The following is a 20,887-nucleotide window of genomic DNA, read 5'->3' as shown; positions in this document are numbered from 1 at the left end:
CAGAAACGGGCCCTTGGACGTGTCCGCGAAGTCTCCGCGACGTCTCCGCGGCAGCGGACGCCCTCAGAAGCGACGCGTGATCAGCGCGCGCTTGACCTCCTGGATCGCCTTGGTGACCTCGATACCGCGCGGGCAGGCGTCCGTGCAGTTGAACGTCGTGCGGCAACGCCACACGCCGTCCTTGTCGTTGAGGATCTCCAGGCGCTGCTCGGCGGCCTCGTCACGCGAGTCGAAGATGAAGCGGTGCGCGTTCACGATCGCGGCGGGACCGAAGTACTGGCCGTCGTTCCAGAAGACCGGGCAGGACGAGGTGCACGCGGCGCACAGGATGCACTTCGTGGTGTCGTCGAAGCGCTCGCGCTCCTCGGCGGACTGGAGCCGCTCCCGGGTGGGCTCGTTGCCGGAGGTGACCAGGAAGGGCATCACGTCGCGGTAGGCCTGGAAGAACGGCTCCATGTCCACGATCAGGTCCTTCTGGACCGTGAGCCCCTTTATGGGCTCGACCGTGATCGGCTTGTCCGGGTTGATGTCCTTGATCAGCGTCTTGCACGCCAGCCGGTTGCGGCCGTTGATACGCATCGCGTCCGAGCCGCAGATGCCGTGCGCGCAGGAGCGCCGGAAGGTGAGCGAGCCGTCCAGTTCCCACTTGATCTTGTGGAGACCGTCGAGCACGCGCTCCTTGGGGTCGATGTCGATCTGGAAGTCCTGCCACTGGGCCTCGTCGGAGACCTCGGGGTTGAAGCGGCGGATCCGGAACGTGACCGTGATGTACGGGGAGGCGGCGGACTCCGCCTCGACCTTGTCCAGTACGGGGGTAGCCATCAGTACTTACGCTCCATCGGCTGGTAGCGGGTCTGGACGACCGGCTTGTAGTCGAGACGGATGGACTCGTTGCCGTCGTCGCCGACCTCGCGGTACGCCATGGTGTGGCGCATGAAGTTCACATCGTCGCGGTTGGGGTAGTCCTCGCGGTAGTGACCGCCGCGGGACTCCTTGCGGGCGAGCGCGGACACGGCCATCACCTCGGCCAGATCGAGCAGGTTCCCCAGCTCGACGGCCTCCAGCAGATCCGTGTTGAAGCGCCGGCCCTTGTCCTGGACGGACACGTTCAGATAGCGCTCGCGCAGCTCGCCGATCTTCTCGACCGCCGTCTTGATGGTCTGCTCCGTACGGAACACCATCACATTGGCGTCCATGCACTCCTGGAGTTCGAGCCGCAGCGTGGCGACCCGCTCCCCGCCGGTGGACGCGCGCAGCCGCTCGACCTGCGCCTCGACCTGCGCCGCCGGGTTCTCGGGCAGCTCGACGTAGTCGTGCTTCGCGGCGTACTCGGCGGCGGCGATACCGGACCGGCGGCCGAAGACATTGATGTCCAGCAGCGAGTTGGTGCCGAGGCGGTTGGCACCGTGCACGGAGACACACGCGACCTCGCCGGCCGCGTAGAGACCGGGGACGACCGTCGTGTTGTCGGCGAGGACCTCGCCCTGGACATTGGTCGGGATGCCGCCCATGGCGTAGTGCGCGGTCGGCTGGATCGGGATCGGGTCGGTGTACGGCTCGATGCCCAGATACGTGCGCGCGAACTCGGTGATGTCGGGCAGCTTGGCGTCGAGCTGCTCCGGCGGGAGATGCGTGAGGTCCAGATAGACATGGTCGCCCTCGGGACCGCAGCCGCGGCCCTCGCGGATCTCCGTGTAGATGGACCGGGACACCACGTCGCGGGAGGCGAGGTCCTTCATGACGGGCGCGTACTTCTCCATGAAGCGCTCGCCGTCCTTGTTGCGGAGGATGCCGCCCTCACCGCGGGCGCCCTCCGTCAGCAGGATGCCCATGCGCCAGATGCCCGTCGGGTGGAACTGGAAGAACTCCATGTCCTCCAGCGGCAGTCCGCGCCGGTAGCACGCGGCCTGCCCGTCACCGGTCAGGGTGTGCGCGTTGGAGGTCACCTTGAAGAACTTGCCGGTGCCGCCGGACGCGTAGATGACGGACTTCGCCCGGAAGACATGGATCTCACCGGTGGCCAGCTCGTACGCGACCACACCGGCGGACTTCTTGACGCCGTCGACCTCGGTGATGAGCTGGTCCAGGACGTAGAACTCGTTGAAGAACTCCACGCCCTCCTTGACGCAGTTCTGGTACAGCGTCTGGAGGATCATGTGGCCCGTACGGTCCGCGGCGTAGCAGGACCGGCGGACGGGGGCCTCGCCGTGGTTGCGGGAGTGGCCGCCGAAGCGGCGCTGGTCGATGGTGCCGTCGGGCGTCCGGTTGAACGGCAGGCCCATCTTCTCCAGGTCGAGGACCGCGTCGATGGCCTCCTTCGCCAGGATCTCGGCGGCGTCCTGGTCGACCAGGTAGTCACCGCCCTTGACCGTGTCGAAGGTGTGCCACTCCCAGTTGTCCTCCTCCACGTTGGCGAGCGCGGCGGCCATGCCGCCCTGCGCGGCGCCCGTGTGGGACCGGGTCGGGTAGAGCTTCGTCAGCACTGCGGTACGGCTGCGCTTGGTCGACTCGATGGCCGCGCGCATACCGGCGCCACCGGCGCCGACGATGACGGTGTCGTACTTGTGGATCTTCATAGTGAGTCTCGTCAGCCCCGGCTTTAGCGGATGTTCGGGTCGAAGGTGAAGATCACCAGCGAGCCGAGAAGGATGGTGAACACCGTGGCGGTGTACAGCAGGCCCTTGAGCCACAGGCGCGTCGTGGCGCGCTCCGCGTAGTCGTTGATGACCGTACGGAGGCCGTTGCCGCCGTGCAGCATCGCCAGCCACAGCATCAGCAGATCCCAGACCTGCCAGAACGGGGAGGCCCAGCGGCCCGCCACAAAGGCGAAGCCGATCTTGGACACCCCGCCGTCCAGGACGAGCTGGATGATCAGATGGCCGATGACCAGGACGACCAGCACGACACCTGAGAGGCGCATGAAGAGCCACGCGGCCATCTCGAAGTTGCCGCGGGTCGACTTCGGGGTCTTGCCGGTCCGCTTGCGCGGCGCCTCGATGAGAGGGGCCGGGAAGTCGGCGTCGTACAGGCTCTCGCCCTCGACGTCACCGATCGCGGAGGTGGTGTCGGCGACAGTGTTGTTGGTAGACATGGGCGGACTCTCAGCTCCCGAAGACTTGGCGTACGGCGTGGCCGAGCACGGGGTAGAGGGCGCCCACCATCAGGACGAGCCAGATACCCACGGCGGTCCAGAGCATCTGCTTCTGATAGCGCGGGCCCTTGGACCAGAAGTCCACGGCGATGACGCGCAGGCCGTTGAGCGCGTGGAAGAGGATGGCGGCCACAAGGCCGTACTCGAGCAGCGCGACGACCGGGTTCTTGTAGGTCGCTACGACATCGTCGTAGGCCTCGGGGGAGACACGGACGAGAGCGGTGTCCAGCACGTGTACGAACAGGAAGAAGAAGATGAGGACGCCGGTGACTCGATGAGCCACCCAGGACCACATTCCTTCCCGGCCGCGGTACAGCGTTCCAGCCGGCACGGAAAAACCCTCCGGGAGCGGTGATCGGGGGAGCCGGCCGCCATCTTCTACTCGATAAGCACAGTGGTGTCGGTCGCGCCCGGCCGGGTACGGTCCTCCGGCCCTGGCCATGGTAGCGACGAGTTGTCGGTTCCTCCGCCCGGGGGCCCGTAGGTGTGATCAAACAGGCAATCAAACAGCCACGGACGGGCTATCGGGGCAGCCCTGCTGCCCGGCTCCCGAGGGCCCGCATCCCGAATGGCCCGTATGGCTTGCGTGGACCGTATGGCCCGTCTGGTCCGGATGGCCTGGATGGCCCGGATGGCCTGGGCGGGCCGTGAAGCCGGGTCGCGGGACAGGGGGCGCGGGGTCGGCCGTGCGGCCGGGGTCCCCCGGCTCCCGGGGCGGCCCGACCAGCAGCGTGATCCGGCTCCGGGCGAGGCGCCGCAGCTGGTCCGCGGCGACGGCCCGCTCGTGGTCGGGTTCATGGGAGAGCCGGGTGTGGATGCCCGCGAGCACCTCGTCGAGATACTCCTCGGGCCGGTGGCCGTCGAGGCTGATCACGAAGGCGTGGCCGAAGCTGCTCTCGTACGCGGCGTGCGCGGCGCGCAGGGCGGTACGGGCGGCGGCCGGGGCGCTGTGCGGCGGACCCGAGGACGACTCGTCGGCGAGCGCTTCGGTGAGATCGGCCTGGGAGAGGTCGTAGCTCGCCTCGTCGGCGGCGGCGAGCAGGGTGTCGAGATCCGGGTACGGGCGGTGCGCGGCGAGGCGCTGGGCCCAGCGGCGGCTGCCGCAGCAGGTGAGCAGCGCGGCTTCGGCGGCGAGTGGCGCGGCGGTGTTGAAACGGTGGAGGCCGTTCGGGTGGCCGGCGTGGGATGCGCTGGACAGCGGGGGCTCCTCGAACGCGGCGGGCGGCGGAGGTCGTGGGCGGAGGCCGGCCATGGAGCGGAGGCCGGAAGTGGGGTGGAGGCCGGACGTAAGGACAGACGTGGGAAAGGGGACATCGGTTGACGCGGCCGGTGCGTCGGTCGGGCCGGCCGGGTGGGTCTGCTGGACCTGTCGATGGGCTGATCGGACCCGCCGTGTGACGGCTGGGCCACAAGGGGCGGATGCGCCGTAACGCTATCGACGCGCCGGGGGGTACGTCCGACGGACGCGCGATTTTCACCCGGATGGGAGAGTTTCCCGGCGCATGGTGGACGCCGCCGTGGGATCTTCACCGTAAGTGCGCCGCACTTTCGCGGTGCGGGGGGTGCGTCTGGCCCTCTTTGGGAGGTTACGGAGTGATACGAATATCCCGGATTCCCCGGAGTTCTCGGATAGTCGGGGCGGTGGTCGCGATGGCCGCCGCCGCCACGATGGCCGCCTGTGACTCCGGGAACGGGAGCGCGGGCGCGGGAGACGGGACGGAGCCGTCGAGCGCCGCCGCCTCCGACGCGGCCTCCTTGGACCGCGCCTCCCCGCATTCCTCACTGGCCGCCGCGCCCTCGCCCTCGAAGACATTCCCGCTCTCCCGGGCGCCGCGCGGTATCCCCTCCGTACGCGAGCACAAGGCCGCCCGCGGCCCCGGCTGGAAGCCGTCCTCCGGCAGCGGTGTCGTCCTCGCGAGTGGCAGCGAGGGTCTCGCCGACGAGGGGAAGCTGCTCTCCGAGGAGCTGAGGATCGCCTACCGGGGTACGGCCGCCGCCCGCGCCGGCGATGTCGAGCTGGCCCTCAGGAGCGGAAGCGGCGCCGCCGAGTCGTACACCCTCACCACGAGCGGCGGCCGGGTGCGGATCACCGGACCCGATCAGGCCGGTGTCTTCTACGGCACCCGCACGCTCAAGCAGTCGCTGCGCGCCGACGGGGTGATGCCCGAGGGCGTCGTACGGGACAGCCCCGGCAGGCCGCAGCGCGGGCTGAACCTCGACATCGCGCGCAAGTACTACACCCCGGGGTGGATCGAGGACCGGCTGCGCGAGATGGCCGACCTCAAGCTCAATATGCTCGGGCTGCACTTCTCCGACGACCAGGGCTTCCGTATCGAGTCCACCACCCATCCCGAGATCGTCTCCAAGCAGCGTCTCTCCAAGGCCGAGGTCAGGAAGATCCTGGACCTCGCGGACCGGCTGCACATCACGGTCGTCCCGGAGATCGACTCCCCGGGACATCTCGGCGCGGTGCTGGCCGCCTATCCCTCGCTCCAGCTCCGTAACGCGGACGGTGTGGCCACCAAGGGCGCGATCGACATCTCCAAGCCCGCGTCGGCGCGGCTCATCGACGAACTGCTGCGTGAGTTCGCCGGGCTCTTCAAGGGCCGGTTCTGGCATCTCGGCGGGGACGAGTACCAGGCGCTGGTGGTCGCGAACCCCGAGGCGTCGTACCCGGAGCTGGCCGCGCTGGCCGTGAAGAAGTACGGCGCCCAGGGCCGGATCCAGGATCTGACGACGGCCTGGACGAACGACCGCGCCGCGGTGCTGCGCCCCTTCGGGAGAACGCTCAAGGTGTGGAACGACGGTGTCTTCCGGGACGGTGTCGTGCGGGCCGACAAGGACCTGGAGATCGAGTACTGGACGGGCCGGGAGATCGGGGCCAGGCCGCCCACGGAGTATCTGGACGAGGGCCGCCCGATGGTCAACCTCAATGACGAGTACCTGTATTACGTGCTCGGCCAGCCGAACAACTTCATGTACCCGACCGGTCAGCGGATCTACGAGCAGTGGACCCCGCTGGTGCTGCGCGGGACGAAACCGGTCGACGCGAAGTACTCGAAGCAGATCCTCGGCGGACGGCTCGCGGTCTGGGGCGACTTCCCCAACGCGCAGACCGAGGAACAGGTGGCGCGCGGGATCCGGCTGCCCCTGGCCGCGCTGACCCAGAAGCTGTGGAACCCGGCGAAGCCGTCGCTGAACTGGAGCGGTTTCACGGCGCTCGCCACGAAGGTGGGCGGCGCCGCGTGAGCGGGCCGGGGACGTACGTTCCGGGCTGACGTTCCGGGCTGTACGGGCCGGACTGACGCTCCATCAGAAACGCTCGCCCGGTCGACGGGCGCCGCGGCACCCCGGTGAAGTGCCGGGCGGGCGGCGGCCGGAATCATTCGCCGATGTGCTCCTCTTCCGGCCGCTCGACGGGTCCGCGATTCCGGGCGTACCGGATTTTCGTGGTGTTCCGGACCTGATGGATCGGTCCGTACGCGGCCCGGAAGGGGTCGCGGGTGGTCTACGCGCGGTGATCGAGTGACGTATTCCAGCCGCCCGGCGCAGTAGTGATCAGTACGGCCGGTACCGCTTCCGCGACGGGAGACTTGAATGAGCCTGGTGAAGCTGATCGCACAGGCGGATGCCCGCGGCCTGGCCGCGAGCGGACTCGCCTGCCTCGACCGATGTCTGCCGCTGCTCGCGGACGACGCCGATGTGCTGCGGCCGCTGTGGGCGGGTGTGGCGGTCCGTGAGCGGGACTGGCCGGAGCGGCTGGCCGCGTCCCGGCAGGCCCTGGATGCCACGACCGCCGCCACGACCGCCGCCGTCGCGGGCGCCGGGCCGGGCGTGGCGCCGGAGCCGGACGGCGCTTCGCCGGACGAGAGTGTCGTGCTCGTACGGACCATGCTCGCCTCCGCGCCCTCGGAGTGGGCGGCCGGACCGCTGCGGGACTGGGCGGAGACCTGCTCGGTCGCCGCGCTGGAGATCCATCAGAGACTCGACTCGGTGGGCGAGAGCGGGGGCGCCGCCGCCGCTGAGCGGCTGGCACGGGCCCGCGAGGACACGGTCGCCGTGTCCGACGCGGTGGACGGCGCCGAGGGCACGGACGGTGTCGGCCCGCTGGTCGCCGGTGAACTCCGGCGCCAGATCAGGATCCTGGAGATCCTGGCCGAGACGGACGGGCCCGCCGGTGTGCGCCAGGCCCTGGATCTGTCGACCGAGGGACAGCGGGTCCTGCGCGCGGTCGTCTCACGCCGTGCCAGGGCGCAGGCCTGACGCGCGGAGCGGCGCGTGGGCGCCCCCGGAGCACTGCCGCCGTACGACCGGCCGCGCGTGGACGCCCGTACCCCGCGGGAACTGAAGGCTTCGCCTCATACCGAATAGAGCGTGGGCAAGTCGACCAGGAGGACGTCGTGTCGGCGGGCGCCCAGCTCGATCAGGTCGGGGTAGAAGCCGTGCAGCGAGTACAGGGCCAGGATGGTGCCGGTGGTGTCGTAGCCCTGGGCGGTGAGCAGTTCGCGGATGTGTTCCAGGCGTTCCAGGTCTCCGGTGCCCCGGCGGGCGGCGGTGGCTTTGGCCTCTCCAAGGAGCGCGATCTTCGCGCGGGGTGCCTGCGGGCGCTCGCCGGCGGCCAGGGCGATGACGTCGACCTCGTGTTTCGTCCGGGCGGCTTGGTCGGCGACCTCGGTGGTGCCGAGTGGTCCGGGCAGACCTGAGGGCAGCAGGGTGTGGGCGTAGAGGCGTGTGAAGTCGCGGGCCAGGTCCTCGAAGTGCGGGCCGAGGATCTTGGAGTTGAAGGTCGGGGCGGCTTGCCGCCAGACCTCTTCGGCGAATCCCTGCTCGACCGCGGCGGCCTGCGGGAGGGTGATCAACTGGTTGAAGCGGATGACCGGGTCGGCAAGCGTGATGACCGGGTGCCGGGTGCGCAGGATGTCCTGCTCGCGCCGGATGTAGCCGGTCGACTCCAGTACGCCGAGCGGGTGGGCGACGGCGTTGCGCGGACGCTCAAGGGCCGCGCCGATCTTGCTGGGCGTGGTGGCGCCCTGGGCGATGGCGGTGAGGATGTCGTAGTACAGCGTGTGCTGGGTGATCCTCGGGTCCTCGCGTAGCAGGTACTCGGTCTCGGTCCGTGAGTACACCGCCCGGCCGGGGTCGAGCAGGGTGTGGGCGAGCCAGGTGTCGAAGCCGTCGTCGGGATGCGGGCGGGCGGCCACCGGCCGGTAGCCGGGTGCGCCGCCGAGGACGGCGTGCACTTTCAGCGCGGTCAGCGGGTCGGTGATCTGCCAGAAGGTGCGGCTGCCCCGGTAGTCGAAGGGTCCCAGCCGCAGATCGACCACGGCCCGGCCGCGCAGCGGCTTCGTCCCCGAGAGCAGTTCGTGCATGACACTCATCGCGGAACCGCACAGGATCAACCGTGGGCCCGGTCCGGCGCTGGGGCGGGAACCGCGCTGGTGCTCGTCGTAAAGCTGCTGGAGCAGGCCCGGGATCTCGGGCGAGTGCTGGAGCAGATAGGGCAACTCGTCGATCACCAGGAGCGGGTGAGGTGAACGGGCCGTCACGTCCAGGGCGTTGGACAGTACATCCCGCCAACCGGTCAGGCGCAGACTGCCGGGCCGCAGGCCCGCATGGGCGGCGATCGCATCGCTGAACCGCTGGATCGCGGGCAGCCGCCCCTCCTCCCGGACCGCCGTGACATACAAGCCGCCGACCTGCTCGGACAGGGCCTGCAACAGGTACGACTTCCCGTGCCGACGCCGCCCGGACACGATGCCGAGCCGCATCGCGGGATCCGGATCGGAGAGGAACTCCGCGAGCAGGCCCCACTCCCGGTCCCGGTCGACCACGTCATCCGGCTTGGCGAGCAGGCTGGTCTTCACCGGGTCTCCCACATGTCGGCTGCGACGCATTTTGTCTAAGTGTACTTCGACAAGATGCGTCTCAGTGGGATTGGCTGTAGCCGCTCGGGGAGCCGTTTTCCTACCGCGCCGCTGGGATCCGGAGTGGGGTGAGCGGGTCCGGGGCCGAGCTGACCCAGTGCCATACCGGGTTGACCTCCGGACACAGAACGCGTGTTTTTCCGCGCCGACGCGGCGCGTTGGCCTCGGGAGGATCGGATGATTGCCGGCCGCGTTGGTCCCGCCTTGGTCGTGCGGAGGCCCCGCGACCCGCATCTTGCCTGGTCAGAGCAGGGGCAGACAGGAGGACGACCGGGGCCGCCACCCCCCACAGGAGAGGCCCCGGTCGCCGTCCACCGGAGCCGCGGTGCGGCCCCGTACTCATCTCAGCGCCATGGATGCGTTTTCTGTCACACCGCATAACGTCAGCAAGTTGTTGCAGGTTGTACAAGTCATGGACGAGAGGGCGGGAAGGCCGTAGCGTTCAGGAACGCGTGGGGCGGCGCGGCAGTGACCAGCCGCGATTTCAGGACAGGTTGTGGGAGTGCTGGGGGACGACGCGGAGCTGACCGCCGCGGTGCTCGCGGCACAGGACGGGGACGAGGACGCCTTCCGTACTGTGTACCGCGCGGTGCACCCGCGGCTGTTGGGCTATCTACGGACACTCGTCGGTGAACCGGACGCCGAGGACGTGGCCTCCGAGGCATGGCTCCAGATCGCCCGTGACCTCGCCCGGTTCACCGGGGACGCCGACCGCTTCCGCGGCTGGGCCGCGCGTATCGCCCGTAACCGCGCGCTCGACCACATCCGGATGCGCGGCAGGCGCCCGGCCATCGGCGCCGACGAGACCGAGCTGACCGGCCAGCCCGCCGAGTCCGACACGGAGGACGAGGCCATGGAGGCGCTCGCCACCGGCCGGACGATGGCGCTGATAGCGCGGCTGCCGCAGGACCAGGCCGAGGCCGTCGTGCTGCGGGTGGTGGTCGGACTCGACGCGAAGAGCGCGGCGCGCACGCTGGGCAAGCGGCCCGGCGCGGTACGGACGGCCGCGCACCGCGGGCTCAAGCGGCTGGCCGAACTGCTCGACTCCGACGAGGAGCGTCCCGGTTATCCCGATAACGCCGGTGGCACCGACGGCTCTCGGGAAAACGCTTACTTCGGGGACGGGCCGCCCGGCACCGGTGCGGGCGGCGCGTCGGCCGCACCGGCGGCCGGTACGTCGGCCGGTACGTCGGCCCGTACGTCCGGTGCGGCGGCCACCGGAACCGGTGACGCACCCGACAGCGGCGGCCGCCGCACCGCGCACCGTGCCTCCGCAGGTCACGGCGGCGGACTCGGTGTCGTACCGCAGCAGCGCACCGCTCGACCGGAGGTCGCGGCGTCCGCGGGTGTGACGCATTCGCGCCTGCGGACGCAGAGGGACATGTGATGGCCGACGAGCGTGACGCGTGGCTCGACAAGGACGTGGCGGAGAGATTGCTGCGAGGTGAGCCCGTGGAGGCCCTGGACGAGGACGTCCTGGCCAGAACGGAACGGCTCGCCGAGGCCTTGCGGAACATGGCCGCCGTCACGTACGCAAACGATGCCGAACTCCCCGGCGAGGCCGCCGCCCTGGCCGCTTTCCGCCGTGCGGGCACGGCGGGTGAGAGCGCGACAGGCACGACAGCGGTGGGCGCCGGTGCCGGTGCCGGCCTCGGTCTCGGCTCCGGTCTTGGCGCCGGCCTCGGCTCCGGGCTTGGCGTCGGTGAGAGTCTGCTGGGTGCGGTACGGCTCGCTCCCGCGCCCGGTGACATCGGCGCACCACGCCTCGGCCGCCCCGTGCGGAGGGGACTCGCCGTGGCGGTGGCCGGCTGCGCGCTCGGCGGTATCGCCGTCGCGGCGAGCGCCGGGGTCATGCCCCCGCTCTTCGCCGGCGAGCAGGATCCCGTACCCGCCAACTCCGTCTCGTCGGTGACTTCTCCGGGTCCGCGCCTCTCCGGGCCGTCCGACGGCGGCCGGGACACCGCCGGTCCCTCGGAGACTCCGGGACCGGACGGTGAGAAAGGGCTCACGCCGCATCCCTCGTCCGAGGAGGGCTCGGGCGGCGCGCACGCGCGGGACGGCGACTCCGGGCGGGACGAGGACGGCGGCGCCCTCGCCGGGAGCGGCTTGTCGGCCTCCGCGCAGGGACACCGGGCGGGCATGCTCTACCGCGAGACGCTCGACGCCTGCCGTGCCCATCGCGGCGGCACGATCGACGAGGAGCGCAGGCGGGCCCTGAAGTCGGCGGCCGACGGCCACGGGGGAGCGAAACGCTTCTGCGACCGGCTGTTGGACGGCAGGAGCGCCACGGGCGGCAAGGGCGGCAAGGGTTCGAGCGGCGCCGGCGGGGACCATGACGGCAGGGGCGACGGGTCGGTCCGCAACGGCGTCGGCAATGGCATCGACGACGGGCACGGCTCCGAGAACGGCAACGGCGACGGGCACGGCGGCCATGGCAACGGCGGGAACGACAACGGCGGGAACGGCGGTGGCGGGAACGGCGGCGCGGGCGGCGGTGGCGGCGGAACGGGCGACGGACCGCCGGACGGTCCCGTCCTCTGGACGCCGTCCCCCACGCCCCTCCTGACACCCGAACCGTCCATCACGCACCCGGTCCCGGACCCGGAACCGGCCCCCGGCACAAGCCCGGTCGACTCCGCGCTGGAAATTCTCTGACCTGCCGCTTTCCCCTCGCCGACCGACAAGTGTGACGTTTTTTCGCGCCGCGACGCAGTTAAGAGTGAGCCGACTGGTCATCGGCCGCGCATCGAGCCGGGGTTCCCCCCGTACCTTCGGCTCAGCGCACTCGGCGCGGGCGGGTCACGTTCCCCCGGTCCCGCCCGCGCCACTCACGCTCCGGCCGTTCGGATACGGACATCCGCGTCGGACCCGGCTGTCCTACGCCGGCGGATCTACCAGTAGATGACGACCTTGTCGCCCGTGCGGACCTCGTCGAAGAGCGCGGCGATCTTCGTCTCGTCCCGTACGTTGACACAGCCGTGCGAGGCGCCCTCGTAGCCGCGGGCGGCGAAGTCCGCCGAGTAGTGGACCGCTTGGCCGCCGCTGAAGAACATCGCGTACGGCATGGGTGTGTCGTAGAGCGTCGAGACATGGTGCCGCGACTTCCAGCCCACCTCGAACGTGCCCTCGCGGGTCGGGGTGTACTGCGAGCCGAAGCGGACGTCCATCGAGGACTTCACCGTGCCGTCGACCATCCAGGAGAGCGTGCGGCTGTTCTTGCTGATGCACATCACCCGCCCCTTCAGACACCGCGGATCGGGCTCGGCGACCGGCTCGGTGGTGGGCGGGCGCAGTTCGTCGCGGGTCGGCCTGTCCGTCACCGCGAGCAGCCTCTCCCAGGTGACGGCGTCCGTCTCGCCGGTGGGGTCCAGACCGCGCCCGGTCTGGAAGGAGGAGACGGCGGCGGCCGTGACCGAGCCGTAGTAGCCGGTGGGAGCGCGGTCGAAATGGCCTGTCTGCCGCAGTCGGGCCTGGAGTTCGCGTACCTGCTCGCTCTCGTCGCCGCTCGCCATCAGCGGCTCCGGCTCCGGCTCGGGGGCCGGGTCCGGCGCGGTCCGCGGCGCGCTCTCGCTCGGGGCGGGCGGGGGAGGCGGGGGAGTCGTACGGTCGGCCGCGGGGCGCGCCGACGGTTCCCCGGACTCCGTCCGCGACGGCTCGGCCGGCCCGTTCCCCGGTGTGGCACGCGCCCCCACCGGCGTGCCGCCCGGCCTGGCGTCCGTCAGCGGCCCGCTGCCGCCCGGCCGCACCGTACAGCCGACGCTCACAGCCAGCACGGCGGTCGCGACGAGCCCCGTCCGCAGGGCCGATGTCCTGAACATCGCCATCCCCGTGTCCCTCCCCGTACTCCGAGTCCCATGGCGCGTGTTCCTTCAGTGTCCCCTCGGACAGTTGTCCGCGGGGAAGGGTTGCCGCAAGCGGGCGGGCGCCGATCCGGTCATCGATCCAGCCCGAGCCGTCGAGGCCGTGCGGGTGATCGCCGCCTCACCTGTTGACACCTTTCAACTCAATTGTTCATTCAGAAATTGACGTTCCCTCAGCACCTGTTCATTTGGCGCGCAATTGATCTATAACCACGATCCGCCCATAATTTTACCTTGAGTGACGGAAGCGACGCATGGTGTGACCTCCCGCGTCGGGAGTCCCGTGCGGTGTTTCCCCGATGTCGCAAATGCCTGACGGGGTGACGTCTTTTTGTCGCCCTGTTCGGGCAGAGGGTTCGTGGTTGTCACGGCGACGGGCTCTCGGCGCGTTCCGCCCGCCCGCTGACTCGATCTCAAGGGAGTACCTGTGAAATCTCGTCTGCCCTTCGCAACGCTGACGGCGCTGGCCGCACTTGTCGCACTCGCCGCTCCGGCCTCGGCCCAGGGCCCTGGTGTGCCTTCGGGCGACAGCAGACAGATGGTGCACGGCACCCTCGTGAGCCCGCAGGAGAACATAGCCGCGGCATTCTCCTGCTACACGTATCAAGGGACCTTCGCCGCCAACAGCAACAGCCCGGCCGGGGTCTACCTCTTCGCGAGCGGTACGCAGGAGTGCTTCGGAATCGCCCCCTCCGGAACGATCTGGCACGCGTGGCCGGGTTCGGGGGGTTGGAAGGAAATGCCGCACGGCGGTCGCGCCGCATTCTTCCTCAATGCCTATGAGTTCGGCTGGGCGAAGGCCGTTCAGGTCATGACGACAAGCGGCACGGTCTGGTGCAGCTTGAACAGTTACTCGACCAATACCTGGACCGCCTGGTACGAGGATGTCGCCGGTCAGTGCGCGACCGTCATTTCCACTTTCAAAACGAACTGAGGGTCTTCTGACGGTCCGGGCCGTCCCCTCCATGTCTGCCCGGTCCCCTGGGGCGGGCGTGATCCCGGATGTGTGATCGGCGCGGTCCCCTCGCCGCCGTGCGGGGGGACCGCTCCTGACGTGCCACGCCAAGGACCGTCCTCCGCGCCGGCCTCCCGCGTGTGCCCCGTCGCCCGGCGTGTGTCCGCCACTACAGTCCGTCAGGAAGCCGTGGCGGTGACGGGTGGACCAGCGGGAGGCGGAACAGATGGCGAGCGAGCCCGGCGGTGCCAGGAGCGACGGGAGCGGGGCCGGAAGCGACGGGAGCGGTGACCCCGGCGGAGGGGGCGGGGGCGGGGCCCGGAGCGGCGGGGGCGGTGGCCGGACGACCGAGAGCGGACTGCCCGTCGAGCCGGTCTACGGCCCCGGCGCCCTGGCCGGCTGGGACCCCGCGGAGAAGCTCGGCGAGCCCGGCTCGTACCCCTTCACCCGCGGGATTCATCCGTCGATGTACCGGGGCCGGCCGTGGACGATGCGCCAGTACGCGGGCTTCGGCACGGCCGCCGAATCCAACGCCCGCTACCGGCGGTTGATCGCCCACGGTACGACCGGTCTGTCCGTCGCCTTCGATCTGCCGACCCAGATGGGGTACGACAGCGACGCCCCGATCGCGAGCGGCGAGGTCGGCAAGGTCGGGGTCGCGATCGACTCGGCCGACGACATGCGGGTGCTGTTCGACGGGATCCCGCTCGGCCAGGTCTCCACCTCGATGACGATCAACGCGCCCGCCGCCCTCCTGCTGCTGCTCTACCAACTGGTGGCCGAGGAGCAGGGGGTGCCCGCCACCGCGCTGACCGGCACCGTCCAGAACGACGTGCTGAAGGAGTACATCGCGCGCGGCACGTACATCTTCCCGCCCAGGCCCTCGCTGCGGCTGACCGCGGACATCTTCCGCTACTGCCGCGCCGAACTGCCCCGGTGGAACACCATCTCGATCTCCGGTTACCACATGGCGGAGGCGGGGGCCACGCCCGCGCAGGAGATCGCGTTCACCCTGGCCGACGGCATCGAGTACGTGCGGACCGCCATCGCCGCCGGGATGGACGTCGACGACTTCGCGCCCCGGCTCTCCTTCTTCTTCGTCTCGCGAACGACGATCCTCGAAGAGATCGCCAAGTTCCGTGCCGCGCGCCGGATCTGGGCCAGGATCATGCGGGACGAGTTCGGGGCCCGCGACCCCAGGTCGTGGATGCTGCGCTTCCATACGCAGACGGCGGGCGTACAGCTCACCGCGCAGCAGCCCGAGGTCAATCTCGTCCGGGTGGCGGTGCAGGGGCTCGCGGCGGTCCTCGGCGGTACGCAGTCGCTGCACACCAACTCCTACGACGAGGCCATCGCCCTGCCGACGGACAAGGCGGCCCGGCTCGCCCTGCGTACGCAGCAGGTTCTCGCGTACGAGACCGATGTCACCGCCACGGTCGACCCGTTCGCCGGTTCGTACGCCGTGGAGCGGATGACGGACGAGCTGGAGGCGGCGGCGCTCGCGCTGATGACCCGGGTCGAGGATCTCGGCGGCGCGGTCGAGGCGATCGAACGGGGCTTCCAGAAGGGCGAGATCGAGCGCAGCGCGTACACCGTCGCCCGGGAGACCGAGAGCGGCGAACGCGTGGTGGTGGGCGTCAACCGCTATCCCCTCGACGAGACCGAGGAGGAACCGTACGAGCCGCTGCGGGTCGATCCCGCGATCGAGGCCCGGCAGGCGGCCCGGCTGGCCCGGCTGCGGGCGGAGCGCGACCGGGGCGCGGTGGCGGGGGCGCTCACCGGGCTGCGGAAGGCGGCGGAGGGCACGGACAACGTGCTCCCGCCGATGAGGACGGCGCTGCGGGCGCGGGCGACGGTGGGGGAGGTCTGCGACGCGCTGCGCGAGGTGTGGGGGACGTACGTGCCGTCGGACGCGTTCTGAGACCGCTCCGGGGGCGGGTCCGGGAGACCGGTCCGGGGGCGGTCCGGGGCCGGTACGAGGGCGGGGAGCGGGGTCCGGGACCTACCGGGGTCCGGGGTCCGGGACCTGGGGAGCGGGTGCGTGTACGCCTGCTGAACTCATATGCGTCCATTCGCGCGCGTGTGCGACACTCCGCTCCATGCTGGGTGTCACTGACCTGCCGACATATCTGGTCGGCCTCGTTCTGATCGTTCTGCTGCCGGGGCCCAACTCGCTCTATGTGCTCTCGGTCGCGGCCCGCCGCGGGATACGCGCGGGCTACAGCGCCGCCGCCGGTGTGTGGTGCGGCGACACCGTCCTGATGGCGCTCTCCGCCGCGGGTGTCGCCTCCCTCCTCCAGGGCAACGAACTGCTCTTCGGGATCGTCAAATACGCGGGCGCCGGATATCTCACCTGGCTCGCGGTCGGGATGATGCGCGCCGCGTGGGCGCTCTGGCGCACCCGGCACGAGCGCGAGGAGGCCGCCGCGCCCGAGGCACCCGCCACCGCGCCCGGCACCGCGCCCGAGGCACCCGCCACGGTGGAGCGGCCCTACCGCAGGGCCCTGCTGATCAGCCTGTTCAATCCGAAGGCGATCCTGTTCTTCATTTCCTTCTTCGTGCAGTTCGTCGACCCGGTGTACGCGCACCCCGCGCTGTCGTTCGTCCTGCTCGGGCTTCTCGCCAATCTGGCCAGCGCCCTCTATCTCTCGGCCCTCATCTTCGGCGGCACCCACCTGGCCGCCGCCTTCCGCCGCCGCAAGCGCCTCTCGGCGGGGATGACCTCGGCGGCGGGAGCGCTGTTCCTCGGTTTCGCCGTCAAGCTCACCCTGAGCAGCGCCTGACCGAGCAGCGCCTGACGGGGAGCGCCTGACGGGAAAGCCGCACGTCGCGTGACCGTCCCGAGCGCACAGTGGCGAATGTCAGTTCGAGCGGTACGGTTCCTGGCCGGCCGAGGACCGACGTTTCCCGGACGGATGTATTGAGTTCACCTTTGAGTCGTGTCCGTTTCCTAGCTTGTTGCCGACCCGCCATTCGTCAGCGGGGCGGCAAACGCTTGGAGAAGCATGACAATGGGCCGTAACCGATGGCCGAGGCCGCGTAACGGGGGGAGTCCGGCCGTTACGCCCGACAGCGGAGCACCACAGGCCCGGATCAACCCGGTCGAGCTGGAGGACTGCATCCAGGCCTGTGCGGTTCACAGCGGCAAACTTGTCGCCAGCCTGGACCGCAAGCGCATCGAGCTCGCGGAGAAGCTGCGCGGTCTGCTCGCCACCTACGCCCTGACGCAGTCCTCCGCGTCCCGCGCCGCGGCCTCGTCCGGAGGCGGCGCCACCGCACTGCTCCGGCGCGGTGCCAAGGCCGCCACCGGCAGCGGCGGCCTCCTCAGCAGCGAGCTGCTCGACGCCCTGCTGGCCGTCGGCAACAAGGCCCTGGAGTGCCGTTACGACGACGAGCTGAAGCTCGCCGCGGTCATCAGCGACACCGTGCTCACCGCCCGCAAGGGATCGCGGGCCGGCTGGCGGCTGCGGGCCAGAACGCTGGAGGCCCTGGGCGACGAGGCCGGGACCATCGAGGCGTACGACCGCTACCTCGCGCTCACCGACGACGACGGATTCGGCGTCGTGTCCAAGAACGCCGGTATGCGCATCGGCCGGCAGCGCCAGGAGGAGCTGCTGCGGCTGCTGGAGAGCGAGTCCCCCAGAGCCGCGCTCCACGGCGGACCCGCCACCGACGTCTGGGCCGAGGGTCTCGCCCTGCACGACCTCGGCGACTGGGCCCAGGCCGAGCCCCGGCTGGTCGGCGCGCTGCTCACCATGGCCAGGGACGCGGCCTATCCGCTGCCGGACCTCCAGGACGCCATCGCGCACTACCTCGACCTGCGGATCGGTGTGAACGGGGGCGACGCCTCCGAGCTGCGGGATCTCGTCGGCCTCTACGCCGAGCAGCGCAGGAACCGGCAGCGCGGCCCGGTCGCGGACCCCACCTTCGGCGATGTCGAGTGGCTCACCCTCGGTGAGTTCCGCAATCAGATAGCCGGCAAGTCCATCTGCCTGATCGCCAACTCCCAGCGGGTCGGGAACGGATCGCTGGGCCGCGAGATAGACGCGTACGACCTCGTCGTCCGCTTCAACTCGTACAAGATCGACGCACCGGCCACCGGCAAGCGCACCGACATCCATGTCTCCATCCACAAGCACGGCTTCAACTGGGACCAGAAGGTCACCACGCGGCTGATATTCGGCGGGATCTCGGGCGACTGGAAGTACTCCCTGCGCAACCGGCTGGTGCCCGGGGCCCAGCAGTATCTGGGCGACGAGTCCCTGCGCTGGCCGGTGCGCAACATCGGCAAGCTGGGCGCCGATGTCTGGAGCTCCATCCCGACCAGCGGTTTCAACATGCTCTGGCTGCTGGACTTCCTGGACGTCAGCCCGAAGCTCGATCTGATCGGCTTCGACTTCTACGAGAGCGGCGCCTACCGCCTCAAGGAGGCGATGAAGATGCCCATCACCTCCGTCCACGAGTACACCAGCGAGAAGGCGTGGGTCATGGAACGCGCCCAGAGCGTGACCGATGCGAGGATCTCCCTGCGATGACCGCCACCACCTTCTCCGCCGTCGGCCGCACCGCCGCCGCCGCGTCGGCCCACGCGCTCACGGGCAAGCGGCGCGTCGCGTTCGCGAGCTTCGTCGACGAGAACTATCTGCCGGGCTTCCTGGTGCTGCTGCGCAGTCTCGCCCTCTCCAACCCCGGGGTGTGCGAGGACTTCATCGTCCTCCACGACGATCTGCGGCCCTCCTCCATAGCCAAGATCCGCGCCCTGCACCCGCGTATCGAACTGCGCCGCGTCGACGCGGCCCGCTACGACTCGTACGCCAAGGGCGACCAGGACAACTACCTGGTGCGCAAGGCGTACTTCATCCTCGACGTGTTCCGCATCCGCGACTACGACACCGTGATCACCCTGGACACCGACATGGTGGTGCTGGGCGATCTGGGCGAGCTGCTGAGGCTGCGCGAGGGGCTGGCGGCCGTACCGCAGTTCTTCTACGGCCAGCACAAGCTCAACAGCGGGCTCCTGGTCATCCAGCGCGAGTATCTGAGCGACGAGTTCTGCGCGCGGATCGACGCCGTGGGCCGCAGCGGTGACTACGAACTGGACAAGCACGACCAGGGCATCCTCAACGCGGTCCTGGACGGTGACTTCCTCCAGCTCGACAGCCGCTACAACTTCGTCAAGCGGCGGCTCTCCGGCGATCTGGCCGTACCCGACGAGACGGCGATCCTGCACTTCACCGGGCGGCACAAGCCCTGGCAGGGCGGTGAGCAGGGCTACGGCAAGGCCGAGAGCCGCTGGCGCGAGTACGAGCTGTCCGACGCCGAGTTCCACGCCGCGTACATGGCGGCGCCCGGGACCACCCACCACGATCTGCTCGTGCACTTCGGCGCCCCGCATGTCGCCCGTACCGGCGATGTGGAGAGCGCGCGCCGGGTGGCGCTGGCGCACATCGGCGCGGGCGAGTTCCAGGAAGCGGTGGACATCCTCGGGTCCGTGCACATCCCCGTGGACGCCGCCTGGCCGCACGAGGTGTACGGACACGCGCTGATGAGCGTGTCCCGCTACGAGGAGGCGGAGGCCCAGCTCCTGCTGGCCACCTCCGCCCCCAACCGGGCGGCGACCGGCTACTCCCGGCTGGCCCAGATCGCCTGGATCCACGGCGACGACGAGACGGCGCGCAGCTACGCGCTGGACGGGCTCTCCGTCGACCCCACCCACCGGGCCAACCGGCTGATGCGGCTGCGTACGCAGGACGTACCGGGGCCCCGGGAGGGCGCCCCCGAGGACCAGCTCGCCCATGTGGCCTTCTACATGCCCCAGCAGGGCAACGCGGGCGACAAGCTGCTGCCGGAGTCCGTGCGGCTGACCTTCGACGCCGACACCGGGTCCCGTCGCTGGCACTCGATCCATGCCCACCGCTACTTCGACGAGGCGGCGCTGGAGCGGGTCAACGCCCGGCGCGGACTGGTCATCGGCGGCGGCGGGCTGTTCATCCCGGACACCGCGCCCAACGGCAACAGCGCGTGGCAGTGGAACGTCCCGGACGAGCACCTCAGCCGGATCGATGTGCCCATCGTGGTGTACGCGGTCGGCTTCAACGCCTTCGACGGCCAGTCGTACCGGGCCGGGCGCTTCAACGCCAGCCTGCGGCTGCTCGTCGAGCAGGCCTCCTTCTTCGGGCTCCGCAACCACGGCTCGATCGAGAAGGTCCGCGCGCTGCTGCCGGCCGAGCTCCAGGACAAGGTGCGCTTCCAGCCCTGCCCGACCACCGTCACCCGCCAGCTCGTCGACGGCTGGACCGATCCCGCGTTCCGCGAGGACACGGTCCTGATCAACGCCGCCTACGACCGGGCCGGGCTGCGGTTCGGCCACGACTACGCGCACTTCCTCGCGGAGATGGCCAAGGCGGTGCGCGCGCTGGGCGAGCACGCCGAGGTGAAGTGTGTGGCGCACTCGCTCGACGACGAGAAGATGGCCTTCGATCTGCGGCGCGAGCACGGTATCTCGATGCCGGTCATCCCGATGTACGACTTCGAGAACGACGAGATCCGCGACACCTACGCCCGTACGAAGCTGGTCATCGGCATGCGCGGACACGCGGGAATGATCCCGTTCGGCTGCGGGACGCCGATCATCAGCCTGATCTCGCACCCGAAGATGGCGTACTTCCTGGCCGACATCGAGCGCCCGGAGTGGGGAGTGTCCGTCCACGACAAGAACCTCGGCGCGGTGCTGACCGAGCGCGCGGTGGGGCTGCTGGACGACCACGCCGCGTCCGTCGCCGATGTGCACGGCCGGCAGCAGGAGCTGTGGAAGATCACCCAGGCGAACGCGGCGGACCTGCGGGCGATCCTGGGGACCCCGGTCCGCTAGGTCCCCGTGGGGACCGCGGAAGACGAATGAACGAGTGAGGGCGGGCCACCTTCCCGGTGGCCCCCCCGCATCGTGCGTCTCGTGGTTGTCGGTGTGGCCCCCGCGCCCCCCGGGGCGGCAGCGCGG

At 70.2% G+C, this 20,887-nt stretch carries 16 protein-coding genes; 9 read left to right on the top strand and 7 right to left on the bottom strand.

Annotation, left to right across the window (positions count from 1 at the left end):
- Positions 1–63: 63 nt before the first annotated feature.
- From ACWGDX_RS35780 to ACWGDX_RS35760, 5 genes are all read right to left on the bottom strand, one after another.
- Positions 64–822 (bottom strand): succinate dehydrogenase iron-sulfur subunit, encoded by a 759-nt coding sequence (locus ACWGDX_RS35780; RefSeq protein ID WP_382856704.1) that lies wholly within the window; start codon positions 820–822, stop codon positions 64–66.
- Positions 822–2,576 carry a succinate dehydrogenase flavoprotein subunit gene (gene sdhA, locus ACWGDX_RS35775; protein WP_453632479.1) on the bottom strand — a complete coding sequence of 585 codons (1,755 nt, stop codon included), beginning with the start codon at positions 2,574–2,576 and terminating at the stop codon, positions 822–824. The genes ACWGDX_RS35780 and sdhA overlap by 1 nt, the downstream gene beginning before the upstream one ends.
- 23 nt (positions 2,577–2,599) lie before the next feature.
- Positions 2,600–3,091: a succinate dehydrogenase hydrophobic membrane anchor subunit gene (locus tag ACWGDX_RS35770; protein ID WP_453632477.1), complete on the bottom strand. Its 492-nt coding sequence runs from the start codon at positions 3,089–3,091 to the stop codon at positions 2,600–2,602.
- A 10-nt stretch (positions 3,092–3,101) separates the two neighbouring features.
- Positions 3,102–3,482 carry a succinate dehydrogenase, cytochrome b556 subunit gene (gene sdhC / locus ACWGDX_RS35765; RefSeq protein WP_363079756.1) on the bottom strand — a complete coding sequence of 127 codons (381 nt, stop codon included), beginning with the start codon at positions 3,480–3,482 and terminating at the stop codon, positions 3,102–3,104.
- Between the two features lie 171 nt (positions 3,483–3,653).
- Positions 3,654–4,403: a 2-oxo-4-hydroxy-4-carboxy-5-ureidoimidazoline decarboxylase gene (locus tag ACWGDX_RS35760; protein ID WP_453632475.1), complete on the bottom strand. Its 750-nt coding sequence runs from the start codon at positions 4,401–4,403 to the stop codon at positions 3,654–3,656.
- 398 nt (positions 4,404–4,801) lie between these two features.
- Between ACWGDX_RS35760 and ACWGDX_RS35755 the strand changes: the two genes are divergently transcribed.
- Positions 4,802–6,400 carry a beta-N-acetylhexosaminidase gene (locus tag ACWGDX_RS35755; protein WP_453632500.1) on the top strand — a complete coding sequence of 533 codons (1,599 nt, stop codon included), beginning with the start codon at positions 4,802–4,804 and terminating at the stop codon, positions 6,398–6,400.
- 348 nt (positions 6,401–6,748) lie between these two features.
- On the top strand, positions 6,749–7,414 hold the full coding sequence (locus ACWGDX_RS35750; RefSeq protein ID WP_453632473.1) for a hypothetical protein: 666 nt from the start codon (positions 6,749–6,751) through the stop codon (positions 7,412–7,414).
- 95 nt (positions 7,415–7,509) lie between these two features.
- On the opposite strand, the gene ACWGDX_RS35745 is transcribed toward ACWGDX_RS35750, so the two are convergent.
- On the bottom strand, positions 7,510–9,045 hold the full coding sequence (locus ACWGDX_RS35745; protein ID WP_453632471.1) for an AAA family ATPase: 1,536 nt from the start codon (positions 9,043–9,045) through the stop codon (positions 7,510–7,512).
- Positions 9,046–9,577: 532 nt separating this feature from the next.
- Here ACWGDX_RS35745 and ACWGDX_RS35740 point away from each other — a divergent pair.
- Positions 9,578–10,462: an RNA polymerase sigma factor gene (locus tag ACWGDX_RS35740; protein ID WP_453632498.1), complete on the top strand. Its 885-nt coding sequence runs from the start codon at positions 9,578–9,580 to the stop codon at positions 10,460–10,462.
- Entirely contained in the window at positions 10,462–11,730 is a 1,269-nt protein-coding gene (locus ACWGDX_RS35735) for a hypothetical protein (protein WP_453632469.1), read from the top strand. The genes ACWGDX_RS35740 and ACWGDX_RS35735 overlap by 1 nt, the downstream gene beginning before the upstream one ends.
- A 236-nt stretch (positions 11,731–11,966) precedes the next feature.
- Here the strand turns inward: ACWGDX_RS35735 and ACWGDX_RS35730 are convergent, their stop codons facing one another.
- Positions 11,967–12,893 carry a L,D-transpeptidase family protein gene (locus ACWGDX_RS35730; protein ID WP_453632496.1) on the bottom strand — a complete coding sequence of 309 codons (927 nt, stop codon included), beginning with the start codon at positions 12,891–12,893 and terminating at the stop codon, positions 11,967–11,969.
- Between the two features lie 469 nt (positions 12,894–13,362).
- Between ACWGDX_RS35730 and ACWGDX_RS35725 the strand changes: the two genes are divergently transcribed.
- The 5 genes from ACWGDX_RS35725 (at position 13,363) to ACWGDX_RS35705 (ending at position 20,761) form a co-directional block, all read left to right on the top strand.
- Positions 13,363–13,869 carry a hypothetical protein gene (locus tag ACWGDX_RS35725; RefSeq protein ID WP_453632467.1) on the top strand — a complete coding sequence of 169 codons (507 nt, stop codon included), beginning with the start codon at positions 13,363–13,365 and terminating at the stop codon, positions 13,867–13,869.
- 247 nt (positions 13,870–14,116) lie between these two features.
- Positions 14,117–15,811 carry an acyl-CoA mutase large subunit family protein gene (locus ACWGDX_RS35720; RefSeq protein WP_453632465.1) on the top strand — a complete coding sequence of 565 codons (1,695 nt, stop codon included), beginning with the start codon at positions 14,117–14,119 and terminating at the stop codon, positions 15,809–15,811.
- 178 nt (positions 15,812–15,989) lie between these two features.
- Positions 15,990–16,673: a leucine efflux protein LeuE gene (gene leuE / locus ACWGDX_RS35715; RefSeq protein ID WP_453632463.1), complete on the top strand. Its 684-nt coding sequence runs from the start codon at positions 15,990–15,992 to the stop codon at positions 16,671–16,673.
- 228 nt (positions 16,674–16,901) lie between these two features.
- Complete coding sequence (locus ACWGDX_RS35710) at positions 16,902–18,425, top strand: hypothetical protein (protein ID WP_453632461.1); 1,524 nt, start codon at positions 16,902–16,904, stop codon at positions 18,423–18,425.
- Entirely contained in the window at positions 18,422–20,761 is a 2,340-nt protein-coding gene (locus ACWGDX_RS35705) for a glycosyltransferase (protein WP_453632459.1), read from the top strand. The genes ACWGDX_RS35710 and ACWGDX_RS35705 overlap by 4 nt, the downstream gene beginning before the upstream one ends.
- Positions 20,762–20,887 lie beyond the last annotated feature (126 nt).

It is taken from the genome of Streptomyces sp. NPDC055025 (assembly GCF_053608565.1).
Note: the sequence above shows the minus strand (reverse complement) of the source record. Positions and strands in the feature narration are given on the sequence as shown.

Bases quoted from the DNA above. Each gene is read 5' to 3' on its own strand.
- ACWGDX_RS35780 (WP_382856704.1), bottom strand. From the start codon at position 822: ATGGCTACCCCCGTACTGGACAAGGTCGAGGCGGAGTCCGCCGCCTCC.
- sdhA (WP_453632479.1), bottom strand. From the start codon at position 2,576: ATGAAGATCCACAAGTACGACACCGTCATCGTCGGCGCCGGTGGCGCC.
- ACWGDX_RS35770 (WP_453632477.1), bottom strand. From the start codon at position 3,091: ATGTCTACCAACAACACTGTCGCCGACACCACCTCCGCGATCGGTGAC.
- ACWGDX_RS35760 (WP_453632475.1), bottom strand. From the start codon at position 4,403: ATGGCCGGCCTCCGCCCACGACCTCCGCCGCCCGCCGCGTTCGAGGAG.
- ACWGDX_RS35755 (WP_453632500.1), top strand. From the start codon at position 4,802: ATGGCCGCCGCCGCCACGATGGCCGCCTGTGACTCCGGGAACGGGAGC.
- ACWGDX_RS35750 (WP_453632473.1), top strand. From the start codon at position 6,749: ATGAGCCTGGTGAAGCTGATCGCACAGGCGGATGCCCGCGGCCTGGCC.
- ACWGDX_RS35745 (WP_453632471.1), bottom strand. From the start codon at position 9,045: ATGCGTCGCAGCCGACATGTGGGAGACCCGGTGAAGACCAGCCTGCTC.
- ACWGDX_RS35735 (WP_453632469.1), top strand. From the start codon at position 10,462: ATGGCCGACGAGCGTGACGCGTGGCTCGACAAGGACGTGGCGGAGAGA.
- ACWGDX_RS35730 (WP_453632496.1), bottom strand. From the start codon at position 12,893: ATGTTCAGGACATCGGCCCTGCGGACGGGGCTCGTCGCGACCGCCGTG.
- ACWGDX_RS35720 (WP_453632465.1), top strand. From the start codon at position 14,117: ATGGCGAGCGAGCCCGGCGGTGCCAGGAGCGACGGGAGCGGGGCCGGA.
- leuE (WP_453632463.1), top strand. From the start codon at position 15,990: ATGCTGGGTGTCACTGACCTGCCGACATATCTGGTCGGCCTCGTTCTG.
- ACWGDX_RS35710 (WP_453632461.1), top strand. From the start codon at position 16,902: ATGGGCCGTAACCGATGGCCGAGGCCGCGTAACGGGGGGAGTCCGGCC.
- ACWGDX_RS35705 (WP_453632459.1), top strand. From the start codon at position 18,422: ATGACCGCCACCACCTTCTCCGCCGTCGGCCGCACCGCCGCCGCCGCG.